General features: G+C 71.2%; 17 protein-coding genes. 10 read left to right on the top strand and 7 right to left on the bottom strand.

Annotation, left to right across the window (positions count from 1 at the left end; translation table 11 throughout):
- Positions 1–134 precede the first annotated feature (134 nt).
- From ACIBK9_RS44335 to ACIBK9_RS44350, 4 genes are all read left to right on the top strand, one after another.
- Positions 135–1,769 (top strand): LCP family protein, encoded by a 1,635-nt coding sequence (locus ACIBK9_RS44335; protein ID WP_387668852.1) that lies wholly within the window; start codon positions 135–137, stop codon positions 1,767–1,769.
- A 172-nt stretch (positions 1,770–1,941) separates the two neighbouring features.
- A complete protein-coding gene (locus ACIBK9_RS44340; RefSeq protein WP_358282599.1) occupies positions 1,942–3,141 on the top strand; it encodes an acyltransferase family protein in 1,200 nt (399 codons plus the stop codon).
- Between the two features lie 56 nt (positions 3,142–3,197).
- Positions 3,198–4,160 (top strand): glycosyltransferase, encoded by a 963-nt coding sequence (locus ACIBK9_RS44345; protein ID WP_397165028.1) that lies wholly within the window; start codon positions 3,198–3,200, stop codon positions 4,158–4,160.
- A gap of 38 nt (positions 4,161–4,198) precedes the next feature.
- The gene (locus ACIBK9_RS44350) at positions 4,199–4,906 is read left to right on the top strand and encodes an acetoacetate decarboxylase family protein (RefSeq protein ID WP_397165029.1); all 708 of its coding nucleotides are present in this window, start codon (positions 4,199–4,201) and stop codon (positions 4,904–4,906) included.
- Here the strand turns inward: ACIBK9_RS44350 and ACIBK9_RS44355 are convergent.
- The 6 genes from ACIBK9_RS44355 to ACIBK9_RS44380 all read right to left on the bottom strand — a co-directional run bounded on the left by ACIBK9_RS44355 (position 4,903) and on the right by ACIBK9_RS44380 (position 10,695).
- Positions 4,903–5,787, bottom strand: coding sequence for a glycosyltransferase (locus ACIBK9_RS44355; protein WP_352321577.1), 885 nt, complete (start codon positions 5,785–5,787; stop codon positions 4,903–4,905). The genes ACIBK9_RS44350 and ACIBK9_RS44355 overlap by 4 nt on opposite strands.
- Before the next feature lie 186 nt (positions 5,788–5,973).
- Positions 5,974–6,741: a CDP-alcohol phosphatidyltransferase family protein gene (locus tag ACIBK9_RS44360; protein ID WP_352321579.1), complete on the bottom strand. Its 768-nt coding sequence runs from the start codon at positions 6,739–6,741 to the stop codon at positions 5,974–5,976.
- Positions 6,719–7,759, bottom strand: a complete 1,041-nt coding sequence (locus tag ACIBK9_RS44365; RefSeq protein WP_358283907.1) for an iron-containing alcohol dehydrogenase family protein — start codon at positions 7,757–7,759, stop codon at positions 6,719–6,721. Before ACIBK9_RS44365 ends, ACIBK9_RS44360 begins: the two co-directional genes overlap by 23 nt.
- 29 nt (positions 7,760–7,788) lie before the next feature.
- Positions 7,789–8,523 carry a phosphocholine cytidylyltransferase family protein gene (locus ACIBK9_RS44370; RefSeq protein ID WP_364325837.1) on the bottom strand — a complete coding sequence of 245 codons (735 nt, stop codon included), beginning with the start codon at positions 8,521–8,523 and terminating at the stop codon, positions 7,789–7,791.
- Between the two features lie 77 nt (positions 8,524–8,600).
- Positions 8,601–9,224, bottom strand: coding sequence for a DUF5941 domain-containing protein (locus tag ACIBK9_RS44375; RefSeq protein WP_397165032.1), 624 nt, complete (start codon positions 9,222–9,224; stop codon positions 8,601–8,603).
- Positions 9,225–9,279: 55 nt separating this feature from the next.
- The gene (locus ACIBK9_RS44380; RefSeq protein ID WP_387668864.1) at positions 9,280–10,695 is read right to left on the bottom strand and encodes a CDP-alcohol phosphatidyltransferase family protein; all 1,416 of its coding nucleotides are present in this window, start codon (positions 10,693–10,695) and stop codon (positions 9,280–9,282) included.
- 91 nt (positions 10,696–10,786) lie between these two features.
- Here ACIBK9_RS44380 and ACIBK9_RS44385 point away from each other — a divergent pair, with 91 nt between their 5' ends.
- Both ACIBK9_RS44385 and ACIBK9_RS44390 read left to right on the top strand, forming a co-directional pair.
- Positions 10,787–11,521: an IspD/TarI family cytidylyltransferase gene (locus ACIBK9_RS44385; RefSeq protein WP_352321586.1), complete on the top strand. Its 735-nt coding sequence runs from the start codon at positions 10,787–10,789 to the stop codon at positions 11,519–11,521.
- 69 nt (positions 11,522–11,590) lie between these two features.
- Positions 11,591–13,324: a CDP-glycerol glycerophosphotransferase family protein gene (locus ACIBK9_RS44390; protein ID WP_397165034.1), complete on the top strand. Its 1,734-nt coding sequence runs from the start codon at positions 11,591–11,593 to the stop codon at positions 13,322–13,324.
- On the opposite strand, the gene ACIBK9_RS44395 is transcribed toward ACIBK9_RS44390, so the two are convergent.
- Entirely contained in the window at positions 13,325–14,341 is a 1,017-nt protein-coding gene (locus ACIBK9_RS44395) for a glycosyltransferase family 2 protein (protein ID WP_352349181.1), read from the bottom strand.
- An 82-nt stretch (positions 14,342–14,423) separates the two neighbouring features.
- Between ACIBK9_RS44395 and ACIBK9_RS44400 the strand changes: the two genes are divergently transcribed.
- The 4 genes from ACIBK9_RS44400 (at position 14,424) to ACIBK9_RS44415 (ending at position 17,563) form a co-directional block, all read left to right on the top strand.
- The gene (locus tag ACIBK9_RS44400; RefSeq protein ID WP_397165036.1) at positions 14,424–15,866 is read left to right on the top strand and encodes an LCP family protein; all 1,443 of its coding nucleotides are present in this window, start codon (positions 14,424–14,426) and stop codon (positions 15,864–15,866) included.
- A 34-nt stretch (positions 15,867–15,900) separates the two neighbouring features.
- Positions 15,901–16,248 carry an STAS domain-containing protein gene (locus tag ACIBK9_RS44405; RefSeq protein WP_352349177.1) on the top strand — a complete coding sequence of 116 codons (348 nt, stop codon included), beginning with the start codon at positions 15,901–15,903 and terminating at the stop codon, positions 16,246–16,248.
- Positions 16,249–16,357: 109 nt separating this feature from the next.
- Positions 16,358–16,510: a hypothetical protein gene (locus ACIBK9_RS44410; protein ID WP_397165038.1), complete on the top strand. Its 153-nt coding sequence runs from the start codon at positions 16,358–16,360 to the stop codon at positions 16,508–16,510.
- Between the two features lie 213 nt (positions 16,511–16,723).
- Positions 16,724–17,563, top strand: a complete 840-nt coding sequence (locus ACIBK9_RS44415) for an LLM class flavin-dependent oxidoreductase (protein ID WP_397165039.1) — start codon at positions 16,724–16,726, stop codon at positions 17,561–17,563.
- The last annotated feature ends 60 nt before the right edge of the window (positions 17,564–17,623 follow it).

Below are 17,623 nucleotides of genomic sequence, written 5' to 3' on the forward strand. Positions count from 1 at the left end.
GCCGCGGAAACATCACGCCCGGGTCACGGTCGTTTCCGGCGGTCATGGCACCGGGCACGCCGTACGTGACCTAATCTCGTGGCGCGGAGCGACCAAGCCGGCGCGTTGGCGCAAGGAACGAGGCTAGGGGGCGTATGAGTGACTACAGGAGCGCGTCCGTCCAGGACGCCAGGGTCGCCCCCAGCGCTCCGGGCAGCCGGATGGCGCGAAGGGCCGCGGGCTCCCCGCCTCCCCCGCCCGACGACCGGCCCCCACGCGGCCACCGCGGCGACGGCGGCGGCGGTCAGGGCAAGATGCGGGTGCTGGCCTGGGTCAGCATCGCCGCCACCACGGTCATGGTGGCCGGCGCGCTGACCGGTTACACCGTCTACCGCGACGCCTTCGGCAACATCACCCAGAAGAGCGTCAAAGAGGACATCATCAACCCGCGTCCGCGCGACACGGGCGCGCTCAACGTGCTGCTCGTCGGCTCCGACACCCGCGCGGGCAAGGGCAACGCCAAATACGGCCAGCAGCTCGCCAGGACGGCCGACGCGGGCGGCAAGCGCACCGACACGATCATCGTCATGCACATCTCCCCCAACCGGGACAAGGCGCGCCTGATCAGCTTCCCGCGCGACTCGATGGTGCAGATCCCGAAGTGCAAGAACGAGACCACCAAGGCCGAGATGCCGCCCCGCCGGGACATGATCAACTCGGCGTACAACTCCGGCGGCATCGCGTGCACGATCTCCACGATCGAGACGCTCACCCAGATCCGCATCAACCACTTCGTCGAGGTGGACTTCAGCGGCTTCAAGAACATCGTCGACGCCCTCGGCGGCATCGAGATCTGCCTCAAGTCCGGCGTCAACGACAGGGCGTCCCATCTCGTCCTGCCTCCGGGCAAGAGCCTGCTCAACGGCGAGAAGGCGCTCGGTTACGTACGTCTGCGCCACTACGGCGACGGCAGCGACATCCAGCGCATCAAGCGCCAGCAGATCTTCCTGAGCAAGGTCATCGCCAAGGCCACGAGCAGCGAGCTGCTCACCGACATCGGCAAGCTGACCGGTTTCATCAAGGCGGCGGCGGGCTCGGTCACCATGGACCCCGAGCTGGCCAACGACACCCAGCAGCTCATCGACATCGCCACCAGCGCCAAGGAGCTGACCGCGGGCGGCGTGCAGCTCACCACGATCCCGTGGCTGCCCGACCCGCAGGACCCCAACCGGGTGATCTGGAAGGAGCCCGACGCCTCCGCGCTGTGGGCCTCCATCATCAGCGACACCGAACTCCCCGACCCGACCCCGAGCGCGAGCGCCAGCGCGAGCACCAAGCCCAAGGTCACGCCGAAGCCCGAGCAGGTGAAGGTCCAGGTGCTCAACGGCACCACCACGCCGGGCAAGGCCCGCCTGGTGGCCGACGAGCTGGCCAAGCAGGGCTTCAACGTCGTCGGGGTGGGCAACTACCAGGCCGCCGACGGCGCGAGCCTGCCCTCCAGCGAGATCCACTACGCCAAGGGCGCCGCCACCGGCGCCGACTACGCGGCCGTGCTGTCCGGCGCGGTGCTGCCCAAGCCGGCTCCCTCGGCGGGCAAGGTCACCGCGACCAACCCGCAGCCCTACACCTCCGGCACGACCGGCACGGCCGCCGGCGCGGGCGGCAAGGGCGCCCCGGTGATCCAGCTCGTGGTCGGCTCCGACTTCAAGTCGGTGAAGGTCACCAAGCTTCCTGACAGCGTGAACAACAGCACCATCACGGCCGCCGATCAGAAGAACGTCTGCACCTGAGGCTCCAAGTTCCCTGTGGAACCGGACTTCTGGTGAGACAGGGACCACTAGATCGGGATAATGTTTGCGGGTCGGCGACGCAGCGCGACACGGCCGCTGTTAAGGCGGTTGTAAGTATGAAATGTCAGAGTTGCGTCGTGCACCCCGGCCCCTAGCGAAGCTGAGCTCCCCAGTGTCTGACACAAAGTTCTCTCCACCGGTCACGACCCCGCGGAGCCCTGACGGCCCCGTCGAGGAAGGCGGGCCGGCGAACACTGGAGCTCGCTGGCCCCTGCCTCAGGAGTCCGTCTGGGGCAACCAGACCGACCCCCACGGCATCGCGACGGGCGAGCGCCCCGAGGAGCGGCAGGAGCCCGCCGAGGAGCCCGAGCCGCCCAAGCGCAGGCGCGACCCCTACCTCGACAACGTCAAGTTCATCCTGATCGCGCTCGTGCCGCTGGGCCACTCGCTGGTGCCCACGCTCTCGACCCATTCCTCCAGAGCGCTCTACATCTACATCTACATGTTCCACATGCCGCTGTTCGTGATGATCAGCGGCTACCTGTCCAGGAACTTCTGGAACTCCAACGCGAAGACGAACAAGCTCGTCGACACGTTCGTCGTGCCGTACGTGATCGTGGAGATCGGCTACGCCGCCGTCCGCTACGGGCTCGGCCAGAAGTGGAGCCTCACGATCATCGATCCGGCGTGGCTCAACTGGTACCTGCTGGCGCTGCTGTTCTGGCGGTTGTCCACACCGGTGTGGAAGCGGATGAAGCACCCGGTCCCGGTGGCCATCGTGATCTACATGTTCGCCGGCTTCTCGCAGATCACCGGCGACTTCAGCATGGACCGCTTCTTCGGCCTGCTGCCGTTCTTCGTCATCGGCCTGGTGATGCAGCCCGAGCACTTCGAGATGCTCAACAAGCTGTGGATCAAGATCGCGTCGGGGGTCACGCTGCTCTGCGCGGCGGCCGTGGCCATCGTCATCGCGCCCAAGGCGCCGCTCGACCCGTTCTACTTCAAGCACAGCTTCCAGGACATGGACCTGTCCTGGTGGATGGGCCTGCTGCTCAAGGTCGGGCTGCTGGTCTGCGCCCTGGCGATGTCCTTCGCGGTGCTGGCGCTGGTGCCGCGCGGCGAGACCTGGTACTCCGACCTCGGCACCCGCACGCTCTACTGCTACCTGCTCCACGGCATCCCGGTCCTGATCGCCAAGGACCAGGGCTGGCTGGCGCTCCCGTGGCTGCACGGGCCGCTCGGCGTGCTCGCCATCGCGTGCAGCTCGTTCGCACTGGCGATCGTGTTGTGCCTGCCGGAGACGCGTACCGTCTTCAAGTGGGTGCTCGAACCCCGCCTGACCTGGCTCTATCGCCGCCCCTCTGGAAGTTAAGCGGCCCTTTCACCTGAGTTAACGCCTTTGACCTGGTAGGCGCGGAGCATCGACGCATGCGCGCATGTGTCGCCACCACCGTCCATCATCCCGAGGACGCCCGGATCATGCACCGGCAGATCAGGGCGCTGCTCGACGCGGGCCACGAGGTGACCTACGTCGCGCCGTTCACCTATTACAACGTCACCCCGGCCGTCGGGCTCACCGCCGTCGACGTCGCCCGGCAGGCCCCGTACGGGAAGGCCCGCGCGGCGCTCAGGCGCGGCGTGCGGGACGCCGACCTGCTGATCGTGCACGACCACCGGCTGCTGCGCGCGCTGCCCCACCGGCGCCCTCCGGTCGTCTGGGACGTCCGCGAGGACGTCTCGCCCAGACGGCGGGCCCGCGCGGAGAGACGGCATCACGTGATCACCTCCGCGGAGGTGCCCGAAGCGACCCTGGTGTCGCCCAGCCCGCCCCCTCCCGGCGACGCCAGGGTCGTGCACATCGGCCGCCTGTCGGCCGAGCGCGGCGTGGCCGAGCTGATCGCGCTGGCCGAGCGCCTGGCGCCGCACGGCATCCGGATGGACCTCATCGGCGCCGCCGACCGCGACGTGCGCCCGCTGCTGCGCGACGCCCAGCGCGTCGGCCTGCTCGACTGGTTCGGGTACGTGCCCAACCGGCACGCCCTGCGCATGTCCGAGGGCGCGCTGGCCGGGCTGTCCCTGGCCGCCGACACCGTGACCGGGCCGCCCACGAAGATCCTCGACTACATGGGCCGCGGCCTGCCGGTGATCGCCACCCCGCAGGCCGCCCCGCTGGTGCGGACCGTCGGCTGCGGCCTGGTGGTGCCCCGGGACGTGGACGCGCTGCTGGACGCCGTCCTGGACCTCAAGGAGGACCCCGTGCGCCGGGCCGACCTGGGAGCAGTCGGGCACGCCGAGGCCCGGCTGCGCCACCACTGGCCCGACCGGGCGGCGGACTTCGTCAAGCTGGCCGAGTCGTGGGCGGGCCTGCCGGAACACGCGCTGGCGGTGTAGGAATGGCCAGCGGGCTCCCGGGTTGATGTACTGGACCCATGGCATCGCATCTGATCCAGGGCCGGACGGTGGGCATGCCTGTGCGAGTGCAGGACGCGGAGGTCTGCAGCGCCTTCTACGCGGTGCGGGCCGACGCGGCGCGGGCGGTGATCGCCTATTCCGGCCTCGACGTGGCCGAGGTGTTCCCCGGCAAGGCCGTGTGCGTGCTGGTGTTCGTCGACTACCGCGACGGTGACCTCGACACCTACCACGAGTTCGGGATGGCCTTCCTGATCCGGCGGCCGGGGGCGGCGGGCTCGGTCGGGCTCGGCGACCTGCGCGGCGCGGGCGTCTTCGTCCACTGGCTGCCCGTCGACCAGCGGTTCACGCTGGAGGCGGGGCGGACGATCTGGGGCTTTCCCAAGGAGCTGGCCGACATCGAGCTGCGGCTCGGGTCGCCGTACAAGCGGTGTGTGCTGCGCAAGGACGGCAGGCTCGTGCTCGACCTGCTGATCAGGCCCGGCGTGCCGGCGCCGGCCGCCATGGCGCCGCTCGACGCCTTCACCCATCTGGAGGGCGTCACGCGGCGCGTCCCCTGGTCCGTACGGGCCGGGGGCACGCGCGTGCGGCCGGGCGGCGCGCTGATCCGCCTGGGCAACCACCCCATCGCCAAGGAGCTCAGCGAGCTGGGGCTGCCCAAGCGGGCGCTGTTCGCCTCGACCGTCTCCCATGCCTCGATGACCTTCGGCGAGGCGGAGGCGGTCTAGACGATCGGCGGGCGGCCGAGCTTGACCATGCGCCAGGCGGTGCGCCAGGCCATGGGACGACGCTCGCCCGCGGGCGTGCGCAGCCCTTCGAAGAACCCGGAGAACCACGCCTTGATCGCGACCCCCGAACGGCGCTCGCGGATCAGGGTGAGCACCACCCAGTTGGTCAGGTAGAGGAACGCCAGCGGCCACGGCAGGTTGCGCCGCGCCAGCCAGACCCGGTTACGGGCGTTGAGCTGGTAGAACTGCGCGTGCCTGGTCGGCGGGACCTGCGGGTGGTACATGACGGTCTCGGCGTCGTACTCGATCCGGTAGCCCTCGCCCAGCAGGCGCCAGGCCAGGTCGGTCTCCTCGTGCGCGTAGAAGAACCGCTCCGGCAGGCCGCCGACCTGGAGGAAGGCAGAACGCCGCACGGCCGAGGCGCCGCCGAGGAACGTGGTGACCGGCGAGGAGCGCTGCGGGTCGCCCGCGCGCAGCCGGGGCACGTGCCGCCGCTGGCCGACGCCGCCCTCGGGGTCCATCACCCGGAAGGAGATCACCGCGAGGTCGGGCTCGGTGGCGAACCGGTCGCGCACGTGGGCGACGACCTTCTGGTTGGCGTACCAGCCGTCGTCGTCGAGGAACAGCACGACGTCGCCGGAGCACTCCTCGACGCCGCGGTTACGGCCGGCGGGAATGCCGGTGTTGTGGTCGAGCCGGATCGTCTTCACGACCGCGGCCGAGCCCTCGGGTGGCGTGGCCGACACCTGGGGCACGTCGGCGCCGTTGCCCACGATCACCACTTCGACGTCGCCGTCGACCTGGTTGAGCGCGGACTCGACGGCCCGGTTCAGCTCCGCGACCCGGTTGCCCATGGTGAGGATGACGCACGAGATCTTCAACGGGTCATCGTCCTGACGCGTTGAGGACACGAGCGGAGCATTCTTTCATGATCACCGAGTCTGCTGGTCTGCATCTTGTTGACAATGGTGGAGCTAAGCGTATCGGAACCGATGGTGAACCCCCACCGAACGGCGGACGTCCGATCAATACGACGGACGGGAAGCTCCTCCGGTTCCGACATGAGATCACCCAAGCCGCCTCGACGCCATAATGCTGATCAGATGGAGCACGGTCTGCAGCGCGGCGGCGATCGCGCAGGCCACGATGAGCACGCGGGAGGCCCCGAGCGTGCCGGTCGCCAGGTCGATCACCGCGGCCGCCACCGCGAGCAGCGACAGCTCGATCGGCTGCATGATCCGATGGAACTTCGTCGCCGCCAGGATCCTCCTGCCCAGACCGAGCAGCCCCGAACGGAACTGCACCGCCGACGCCTCGGAGGACGCGCCCAGCCCGCCCTTGGCCCGCGCCACCTCCACCAGGTCGGTCTCGGCCTTGATGAGGATGGCGCCGAGCGCGGCGGCGAAGCCGAGCACGGTGTACCAGTCGGGCAGCACGGCCGAGGCCCGCCAGCCGAGCCCGGCCAGCACGGCGGCCTCGGTGAAGTAGGCCCCGACGCGGTCGAGGTAGACCCCGGCCAGCGACGTCTTGCCCGTCCAGCGGGCCAGCTCGCCGTCGGAGCAGTCGAGCAGCAGGTAGACCTGGACGAGCAGAGCGGCCAGCACGGCCGCCCACAGCCCCGGCAGGGCCAGCACGAAGCCCGCCGCGACCCCGGCGACCGTCATCACCCAGGTGAGCTGGTTGGGCGTGACCGACGTCTTGCTCGTCAGCCACGTGACGTAGATGGACAGCCGGCGCATGTAGAGCACCCCTGCCCAGTGCTCGCCGTTCCTGCGGTCGAGGTGGCCCTCGGGCTGGGCGACCCGCCGCAGCTCAGCTACCGAAGGCCCGGACATAGTCCCCCACCCGATCGCGGATCTCGGAGTCCTGCATGCGCAGGTGCTCCAGGATCGTGTAACGGCCGGGACGGGTCGACGGCGCCAGCGCGACCACGTCGGCGAACTGCTCGCCGGTCAGCCCGATGTCGGCGGGCACGACCGGGAGCTCGTGCCGGCGCAGGCAGTCGACCACCTGGGCCACCCTGGCGGCGTCCTCCCGCAGGAAGAAGCAGAAGGCGGCACCTATGCCGGCGAGCTCGCCGTGGTTGGAGGTGCCGGGGAAGAGCTGATCCACGGCATGAAGGATCTCATGATCTCCACCGCTCGCGGGCCGCGACGACCCGGCGACGACCATCGACATGCCCGACAGGATGAGCGACTCGGCCAGGACGGTCAGGAACGCGTCGGACTCGATGCCGTCGCTCCGGCCGACCAGCGCCTCGGCGGCGGTGCGGGACATCGAGCAGGCCAGGCCGTCGATGGGCTCGCCGCGCTCGACGTTGCCGAGCTGCCAGTCCTCGATCGCCGACAGGTTGCTGACGACGTCGCCGATGCCGGCCCTGACCAGCGACTTCGGCGCGTTGTGCACGAAGTCGAGGTCGACCAGGATGGCCAGCGGCATCGGCACGCCGAAGGTGCCCTTGCCCCCCTCGTAGACGAGGGAGGCGGTGGGCGAGCAGATGCCGTCGTGGGAGAGGTTGGTGGCCACGGCCACCATGGGGATGCCCGCGAGGGAGGCGGCGTACTTCGTCGCGTCGATCGTCTTGCCGCCGCCGACCCCGACGACGACCTCGTAGGCGCCCTTGCGCAGGTCGGCGCCGAGTGAGACGGCCGCCTCGACCGACCCGTCGCTCACCCTGAACACCTCGGCCTCGCCGAGGGTGGGGGCGATCAGGCGCTCGATGTGGTCGCCCTGGCCGGGCCCGACGGCCACGGCCACCCGGCCGGAGGTGGCCACGCGGCTGTCGGCCAGCAGGGCGCCGAGCTCGGCGACGGCGCCGCGCCTGACCTCCATGGTCAGGGGCGCCGGCAGCATCCTCGCTAGAAGCGGCATGCGCGCTCCCTCTAGTAGCGAACGGCTATGGTGCGAGCCTTGGCCAGGTCGTCGTGGTTGTCCACCTCGACCCAGTCGACCTCGCCGATGGGCGCGACGTGGATCGCCTCGCCGCGCTCGACCATCTCCTGGTAACCGTCCTCGTAGTAGAGCTGGGGGTCGCGCTCGAACGTCGTCTTGAGCGCGTCGGCCAGCCGCTCGGCCGCGCCGGGCCTGATGAGCGTGGCGCCGATGTACTCGCCGTACGCCTCGGCCGGGTCCATCAGCTTGGTGATGCGGCGCAGCGAGCCCTCCGGGGAGAGGGTCACCTTCATCTCCTCGTCGGCCAGCTTCTTGACGTTGTCGACCGCGAGCAGGACGTCGCTCGTCTCGGGGGCGGCCAGCAGCGTCTTCTCGACCGAGACGGGGTGGACGGTGTCGCCGTTGACCAGCAGCACGCCCTGGGCGAAGTAGTCGCGGGCGCACCACAGGGAGTAGGCGTTGTTCCACTCCTCGGCCTTGTCGTTGTGCACGAGGGTGAGCTTGACGCCGTGGCGCCTCTCCAGCTCCTCCTTGCGGTCGTGCACGGCCTGCGCCGCGTAACCGACGACGACCACGACCTCCCGCAGGTCCACCTCGGCGAGGTTGCGCAGCGAGATGTCCATGATCGTGGTTTCGCCGTCAACCGGCACGAGCGCCTTGGGCAGCGTGTCGGTGTACGGCCGCAGGCGTCGTCCGGCCCCGGCGGCCAGAACCATTCCCAGCAACGTGCACTCCTCGGTCGAGCATGACTACGTGTGCCCAAAGGTTAGTTGCCTTTGGCCCCTTCGCGGGTAATCCGGCGTTAGTCTTGCGTTCCCATCTCGCCCGCCTCGACGCCCGATCGGGGCGCGGCCAGCCAGCACGTGACGCTCTCCCAGCCGAACAGCGCCCACAGGTAGAGGGTCAGCAGCACGTAGCCCGCGGTCATCCAGCCGGCCAGAGCGGCCAGCGAGACCGCCATCATCCGGCCGTCCCAGCCGAGGCCGAGCGTCGAGAGCCAGGCCGGCGGGTAGACGCGCTGGCGCAGCCGGTAGACCAGGTCGTAGTGGTGGAAGGCGAGCGCGCCGAGCAGCAGGAAGGTCAGCACCGGCGGCAGCCCGTGGGCGAAGCCGCAGGCGGCGACGAAGCTGTACTCGATGAGCCGCAGGATCGGCGGCACCAGCCAGTCGAAGCGGCCGTCGTGCGGGTGGGTGCTGCCGGGGCCGGCCAGCAGCAGCGTCACGGCGGGCGCGAACACCGCGAGCCCGTCGGACCCGGCCACGCCGATCAGCAGCAGCACGCCGGTGACGAACGTGCCGGCGATCACCGGCGGCAGCGGCGGGAGCTGCCCGGCCACGAGCAGGCCCATCGCGCGCGAGAGCGGCCCGTCGTCGCGGTAGGCGACGACCCTGCTCTCTGGCACGGGGGTCATGTGCACGGAGATCACGCTGCCCACCTCCCGATCCGGCGAACCGCCGCCGCCTCGCCCGCCCCGGCGGCCCTCACCGGGCCGACCTCGCCAGGCGCCCGGCGAGCTGGTAGAGGGCGGCGACCCCGCCCCAGCACAGCAGGGACACGAACGTCACCCTGGCGTCCCACACGGCGGCGGTGACGGCGATCAGCACCGTCCGCTCGCCGATGGGCAGCACGACGATCTTCCTGAGCCAGCGGGCGAGCGAGTCGCGCTCCAGCCGCTGGGCGAGCCCGAGCATCCCGTGGGCGTGCCGCGCGTCGGCCGGCTCCAGCAGCGACCGGGCGGGCCTGGCCCACAGCGCGCCGACGCGGCCCGCGTCGGCCAGCGCCCCGGCGTAGGAGTAGTCGATGGTGTGGCGGACGACCTGCGTGATCATCGCGGCGGCGGCCAGGTACCAGATCGTGGTCCCGCCGTGGCCGAAGGCGAGCCCGACGTAGACCAGGTACTCCTTCAGCCGGTCGGCCATGCCGTCGGCCCAGGCCCCGAGCGGGGAGAACGTGCGGGTGTAGCGGGCGAGCTGCCCGTCGAGGCAGTCGAGCGCGAACGACATCACGAACAGCGCGCCCCCGGCCGCCCGCCCGGACTGGGTGCCGGCCGAGAACCAGACGGCGGCCAGCGCGGCCAGGCCGATCGAGACGCCGGTGACGGCGTTGGGGGTCAGCTTGAGGCGGACGGCCGGCCTGATCAGGTGGCGCGACCAGGTCGAGACGAAGAACGTGGCGAAGAAGCCGTCGTCCTCCTTGACCGAGGTGTCGAGCCGGACCCTGGCCTCGTCGACCTCGGCGAGCCTGGTCAGGGCGCTGTCGGCGGCGTGCTGGCCGGTCACGCGGTCGGCGTGCAGCGGGCCGATCGAGGCGGCGCGCACCCGTACGCCGGCCCTGACCAGGCCCACCAGCAGCAGGTCGACCGCCTCGACGGGGGTGACCGGGCCGAGCTTGCCCAGGTCGGCCAGCTCGGCCAGCTCCTCGGCGATGTCGGCCAGGGACGCCAGGTCGGCCTCGCCGGTCTGGAGCACGCCCCTGAAGGTGGCGTTGGCCTCCGGGACGGTGTGGAACGAGCTGCCGGCGGCGACCACCCTGCCGGACTCGACGCGTACGGGCGGCCGCATCGGGGCGGCGGCCTCGTCGTGGGAGACCAGCGCCCCGGTGTCGCGCGCGGGATGTTCGAGCAGCAGGGCGAGCGCCTCGGTGTGGGCGACGAGGTCGGCGGGGAGCACCACGACCGTGCCCGAGGAGACCCGGGCGATCTTGGCCACCCCGCGCAGGTCGGCCCCGAGCCCGCCACCGGGGGTCACCACCTGGACGTCACGGACGGGAAGCGCGGCGAACTGGTCGCTCAGCCGGTCGAGGAGCGTGCCGTCGGCGCAGGAGAGCCGGCACGCCGGGGTCGTGGCGAGCAGCACCACCGAGGTGGTCGTGCCCTCGCGGGTGAGTGAGTCGGGCAAAGCGCAGGTCTCCTCCCGGTAGGGAGTGCGTGGACACAGCGTAGCGACAGGGGCGCGCGATATCACGGAACAGGACCGTTACGCTGCCGACATGGATGCAGCGCGGCGGTCGGTCGGAGTGCTCCTCGCGGGAGGCGTGGGGCAGCGGGTCGGACATGAGATACCCAAACAGCTCATCGAAGTGGCCGGGCGGACGATCCTGGAGCACTCCATCGCGGTGTTCGAGCGGGCGCCGGAGATCGACGAGATCGTGGTGCTGATGACGCCCGGCTTCACCGACCGGGTGAAGGAGATCGTGGCGAACGGCGGCCACCGCAAGGTCACCCAGATCGTGGAGGGGGGCCGGAGCCGTACGGAGAGCACGTGGCGGGCGTTGCGGGCGCTGGGCACGCAGGAGTGCGACGTGCTGCTGCACGACGCCGTACGGCCCCTTCTGGAGCCGCGGATCATCACCGAGTGCGTGGCGGCGCTGCGCACCCACCGGGCCGTCAACGTGGCGATCCCGAGCTCCGACACGGTCCTGGTGGCCGTGCCCGGCCCGGACGGCGAGGTGATCGGCGAGGTCCTCGACCGCTCGCGGCTGCGCCGCAGCCAGACGCCGCAGTGCTTCCGGCTCTCGGTGATCCGCGAGGCGTACGAGCGGGCCATGGCCGACCCGGGCTTCGCCGAGCGCCCGGCCACCGACGACTGCGGCGTGGTGCTGCGCTACCTGCCCGAGGTGCCCATCCACCTGGTCCCCGGCAGCGAGCGCAACATCAAGGTCACCCATCCGGACGACCTGCGGATCGCCGAGCAGCTCTTCGCGATCAGGGGGTCCATCTCCTGACGTGTCCGGGCATGTCGTAGACGTTCGCGTGGAAGGCCCTTGACCTGCGGGTTGTTACCGTGCGGTCGCATGAGAAGACTGCTGGCGATCGGCGCGCTGCTCGGCTGCTACCCCGTCCTGCTGGCCTCGGCGCTGTGGCCGGCGCCGCTGCTGTTCGGGCTGGTCGCCGTGGTCTCCTACGCCGTCGAGTTCGCCGCGGCACGCCTGGCCGGCGGGGTGACCGAGCTGCTCAGCCGGATGCACCTGGGGACCACGCTGCGGTTCGCGGCCAGGGAGACGGCCGCGCTGCTGCTGGTGGCGCGGGTGTCGGGGGCCGACTCGCCGTGGTTCGTGGCGCTGGCCGCCGGGCTGTTCGCGCTGCACGGCGCGCGGGCCGCGCACTCGGGGCTGGTCATCCGCCTGCGGCAGACGCTCAGCAGCATGCCGGTGACCACCCGCAACCTCGACGTGTCCGCGCTGCGCATCCCCAAGATGCCGCCCCCGTTCCTGGGCGCCCACCGCGGCCTGCGCTTCCTCGGGCTCGACGCCCTGCCGGTGCTCGGCGCGACCTTCGGCGCGGCGGCCGGGGCGGCCGGCGCGGGCGTGGCGCTGCTGCTCGGCGTGGCGGGCGTGCTGGCGCTCCTGCCGTACGTGCGCCGCACCCGGCCGCTCGGCGACCGGGCGAGGGTGCTGGAGGTCGTGGGCGAGCAGGTCAGGGCCTACGACCCGGAGGTCATCCTGTACTTCTCCGGCGCGACGGCCGCCGCCTACCAGGCCAGGATGTGGCTGCCCACCCTCGAACGCATCAACCGGCGGGCGATCGTCGTGCTGCGCGAGCGCGGCATGGCCAGGCACCTGGAGTCGACCACGCTGCCGATGGTCTGCATCCCGTCCTCGGCCGACCTGATGAGCTTCCGCGCCCTGTTCAGCGCCAAGCTCTGCCTGTACGTCTCCAACGTCGGCCGCAACGTCCACATGCTGCGCATCCCAACGCTGCGCAGCGTGTTCCTCAACCACGGCGACAGCGACAAGGAGGCGTCGTTCAACCCGTTCTCCCGGGTGTACGACGAGGTGTGGGTGGCCGGGCCGGCCGGTCGCGACCGCTACCGGCGCGCCCGCGTGGGCGTCCGGGACGAGAGCATCCACGAGGTCGGCCGGCCGCAGCTCGAAGGCATCTCGCCCGAGGGCCCGGGGCTGCCGTACCGGACCGTCCTGTACGCCCCCACCTGGGAGGGCTGGAACGACGACCTGTTCCACACGTCGCTGATCACCATGGGCCCGCGCATCGTGCGCGCCCTGCTGGACCACGACCCGCAGCTGCGGATCATCTACAAGCCGCACCCGCTGACCGGCCACCGCGACAAGAGCGCCGCGCGGGCGCACCGCAGGATCGTGTCGATGATCGAGGCGGCCGAGCTGGCCAGGTCGAAGGCCAGGCATCCGTCGAGTCCCGGCGGGGCGCCGGAGATCAGGCACCTGATCGTCACCGGCGACAGCCCGCACCTGTACGACTGCTTCAACGAGTGCGACCTGCTGATCAGCGACATCTCCAGCGTCGTGGCCGACTTCCTGGCCAGCGAGAAGCCGTACGCCGTGACGAACGTCGCGGGGCTGCCCGAGCGCGCCTTCCACGAGCGCTACCCGAGCACCGAGGCGGGGGTGCTCCTCGGCGAGGACCTCGCGGCCCTCGCCGGTTTCCTGGACGGTGAGGACACCCTGGCCCGAGCCAGGATCAAGCTCAGGAGCTACCTGCTCGGGCCGGAGTACCCGGACGCGCTGACCCGCTTCGACGCGGCCGTCGAGCGGGTCTTCTCGGGCTCGTGATCAGCGTGGCGGCCTGGACAACCTCCGCGGGCTGGTGAGGAAGCCCCATCCCCACGAGACGTGCATGGCGGCGTACACGAGGGGCAGCCGCAGCTTGACCGCGCCCGGCAGCCCGCTGCCGGTGACCGCCGAGCCGGCCACGATGGCCAGCGCGTAGCCCCCGGGGACGACGAGCGTCAGCGGGAAGAACGGCGAGAGCACCAGCCCCAGCGCCATGGCCAGCACCGCGGCGGGCGGCGCCAGGTAACGCAGGTTGATCGTGCCCTCGTGGGTGCGCGCGACCACGCGCCGCCAGCGGCCGTAGTGGAAGTACTGCTTGGCCAGCGCCTTGACGTTGGGCCGCGGACGGTAGGTGACCCGCATGCGCGGCTGGAACCAGACCAGCCCGCCGGTCTGGCGGATGCGGTGGTTCATCTCCCAGTCTTGAGCCCGCTGGAAGTGCTCGTCGTAGCCGCCGACCCGGTCGAGCGCCGAGCGGCGGAACACGCCGAGGTAGACGGTGTCGGCCGGGCCCGCGGTGCCGCCCACGTGGAAGGCCGCGGCGCCGACGCCGATCTTGGAGGTCATGGCGCAGGCCACGGCCTGCTCGAACGGTGTGACGCCCTCGGCCGCCATGACGCCGCCCACGTTGTCGGCGCCGGTCTCGGCCAGCGTCTCGACGGCGACGCGCAGGTAGTCGGAGGGCAGCATGGCGTGCCCGTCGACCCTGGCGATGATGCCGTTGCGTGCGGCGGCGATGGCGGCGTTGAGCGCGTTGGGCGTGCGACCTGTCGGGTTGGGCACCACGGTCACCCGGCGGTCGGCCGCCGCGATGGCGTCGGCGACCTCCTGGGTGCGGTCTTGGGACGGACCCACGGCGAGGACGACCTCGATCTCACCGGGGTAGCTCTGGGCGAGGACCTGGTCGACGGCCTCGCGAAGGTGCCGCTCCTCGTTGAGGACCGGCATGACGACGGAGATGGGGGGCCAGCCGCGCGTCTCCGCGGGCGCGTGCGGCGAGTCGGGGAACTGCTTCATGGCGGGGCTCACGCTACTGTACGACCAGGGGAGAAGGGCAATCGAAAGCCCCGGTGTCCCCGGCGGATCCGAGGAGGAGGGCATGCGCGAAGCGGGCGAGGAGGACGGCGGCGTGCTGGTGGGCGGCGACGCCTACGGCGGCGTCAGGCTCACTCCTGCCACCCGTCCACGCAGGCCCGTGCGGAGCGCCAAGGCCCGCCGCCGCAACGTGATCGTCGCCGGCCTGCTGTCCACGGGCATCCTGGTCACCACCGGCGTGGTGTGGGCGACCCCCCGCCAGATCGGCACGGTCGACGCGGGCGTGACCGCCCCCAAGTCCCAGGGGGCCGAGAACATCCTGCTGGTCGGCGTCGACAAGCGCGACGACCTGACCCGGCAGCAGCAGAACCAGCTCAAGCTGGGCCGCGAGTCCGGCCAGCGCACCGACACGATGATGGTCATCCACCTGTCGGAGGACCACCAGCGCGTCACCGTGGTGAGCCTGCCGCGCGACACCTGGACGACGATCCCCGGCAAGGGCGACCACAAGATCAACTCTGCCTACCAGTTCGGCGGGCCGAAGCTCACCATGCAGACCGTCAAGGCCGCCACCGGGCTGGAGATCAACCGCTACATCGAGGTGAACATCCTCGGGTTCATCGACGTGGTCGACTCGCTCGGCGGCGTCACCGTCTGCACGCCCATCCCGATCAACGACCCCAAGACGGGCCTCAACCTGCTCGCCGGCACCCACCAGCTCCAGGGCGCCCAGGCGCTCGGCTACGCCCGCACCCGCGCCACCGCGCGTTCCGACCTCGACCGCATCGACCGGCAGCAGCAGGTCATCTCCGCGCTGCTCAACCGGGCGCTGAGCGCCGACACGCTGGCCAACCCGGCCAAGCTCGCCGCGTTCGTCAACTCCACCCTGAGCACGGTGAAGGTCGACCCCGACGACGGGCTGATCGGGCTGGCCACCCAGCTGCGCGACGTGTCGCTGGAGGACGTCCGCTTCGCCGACGTGCCGCTCGCGAACGTCGACTTCAAGGCCCCGACCGGCGAGTCGGCGGTGTTGTGGGACCGTCCGGCGGCCCGCGACATGTTCCGCCGCATCGACGCCGACCAGGACCTCGCCAAGCCCGCGCCGACCAAGACGGCCACGCCGTCGCCGGCCAAGACCGTGGTCCCGCCGGAGAGCGTCACCGTCAAGGTCATGAACGGCACGCTCATCACGGGGCTGGGGGCGCGCACCAAGTCGGCGCTGGTGGCCTCCGGGTTCAAGGTGCCCGGTGAGCCGGGCAACACCGGCAAGAAGGACCACAAGCAGACCCTCGTGCGTTACGCCGCGGGCCAGGAGGCGGCCGCGCGCCTGGTGGCGTCCGTCATCCCGGGCGCGGAGCTGAAGCAGGCCGACGTCGAGGGCGTCGAGGTGATCGCCGGCAGCGACCAGCCGCAGATCAAGAAGCTCAAGCAGCCCGACACCCCGGCGAGCAAGCCGAGCTCCACGCCGACCACCAAGACCGCCATGGAGAACATATGCAAGAAATAGGCATAACCAGGTAAAGCCAGGGCACGTGATTGGCATGGTGGTCAAGTCTTGGCGGGAGGACCCCTGCACCGTCCTGCATGTCGTCGGCGATCTCGACGTGGCGGGCGCTCCTCGGCTTCGCGCCGAGCTCGATCAGGCGCTGGCGGCGGCTGATCCGCTCAACCTGGTGATGGACCTGACCGAGGTGCCCTTCTGCGACTCGGTGGGCCTCGGCGTCCTGGTGGCGACGCTCAGTCACGTCCAGGACATGAGAGGACGCATGATCCTCGTCCTCGGGCCCGGCATGATCCGTCACCTGCTCACGATCACCAATCTCGACCGGCACTTCGAGACCAGCGCCTCGCTCGGCGAGGCCCGTGCCGCCCTCGATCCGGCCGCCTGACCCCGTCCGGCCCGGATCATGAACGTGATGTCATTGAGGGCACATCTCCCCGGAGCCAGCGGCTCGTAGGCTCCCGGGAAGATCCCTCTCACGTCCGGAGGCCCGCACGTTGTTCGACGAGTTCCCCGACCCTGCCCGCTCCCAGCTCGCCGTCGCCTTCGCCGAGGGCAGGACCCGGCCGGAGTGGTGTTTCGCGGAAGGCCGGGCGCACCTGGCATTCTGGGCCCCCTTCGCAGGCGCGGACCCGGTGATCGTCCGGTAGTTCGAGCCCGGCCCCGCCCCCGCGGCGGCGGCCGCGCTGCGCCGCGACCTGCGCCCCGACGAGGTGCTCGCGCACGGCACGCGCACGCCGGCCGGGCCGGCTGCGGCGCGTCGTCGCCGGGACCGACGTGGGCGACACGCCTACCGCGAACGCCTTCCTGCGTGCCGGATACTCGGAGGTCGGCCGGCTGTTCCGCTACTACTGGAGGACTTCGTGAGACTTGGCGTGATGTTCGACCGGGATCTGCCGCCCGAGGAGCTGATCCCGTTCGCCCGGGCGCTCGACGAGACCGCCGTCGACGACCTGTGGGTGGTGGAGGACCTGGGCTGGACCGGCGGCGTCTCGGCGGCGGCCACCGCGCTGGCCGTCACGTCCCGGCTGCGCGTCGGCATCGGCATCACCCCCGCGCCGCTGCGCAATCCGATGCTGCTGGCGATGGAGATCGGCAACCTGGCCCGGATGCATCCCGGCCGGCTGGCCGCGGGCATCGGGCACGGCGTGCAGGAATGGATGCGCCAGGTCGGCGCGGCCGTGCCGTCGCCGCTCGCCCTGCTGGAGGAGACGATCACGGCCGTACGCGCCCTGCTGCGCGGCGAGACGGTCACCCTGCACGGCAAGGCGGTGCACCTCGACGGCGTGTCGCTGGTGCATCCGCCGGCCGTGCCGCCGCCCGTCCTGGCGGGCGTGAAGGGGCCGCGCTCGCTGGCGCTGTCGGGACGCGTCGCGCAGGGCACGATCGTGCCGGAGGGCGTCGGCCCGGCGCAGCTGCCCGGCATCGCCGAGCGGATCGCCGGGGGCGACGACCACGAGCTGGGCGTCTTCACCTTCCTGCACATCGGCGAGGAGGCGGACCGGCTCGCCCATCCGGTGGTCCGGGACCAGGCGGCCTACCTGGGCGTGTCGCCGCACGACGTCGTCATGGCGGCCGGGACCCCTGAGCAGGCGGCGGAGCAGGTCAGGAGCATGTGGGCGGCGGGTGCGGGGACAGTGGTCGTCCGGCCGCTGGGGCGCGATCCCCTGCCGCACGTGCACGCCCTGCTGTCGGCGCTGTAGCGGGCTCGGGTTCCCCCGGCGCCTTGGCGTCGGGGCCGTGGTTCCTATGGCCGAATGGCG

Origin of the sequence: Nonomuraea sp. NPDC050227 (assembly GCF_044459705.1) — a bacterium.
Lineage (GTDB): Bacteria > Actinomycetota > Actinomycetes > Streptosporangiales > Streptosporangiaceae > Nonomuraea.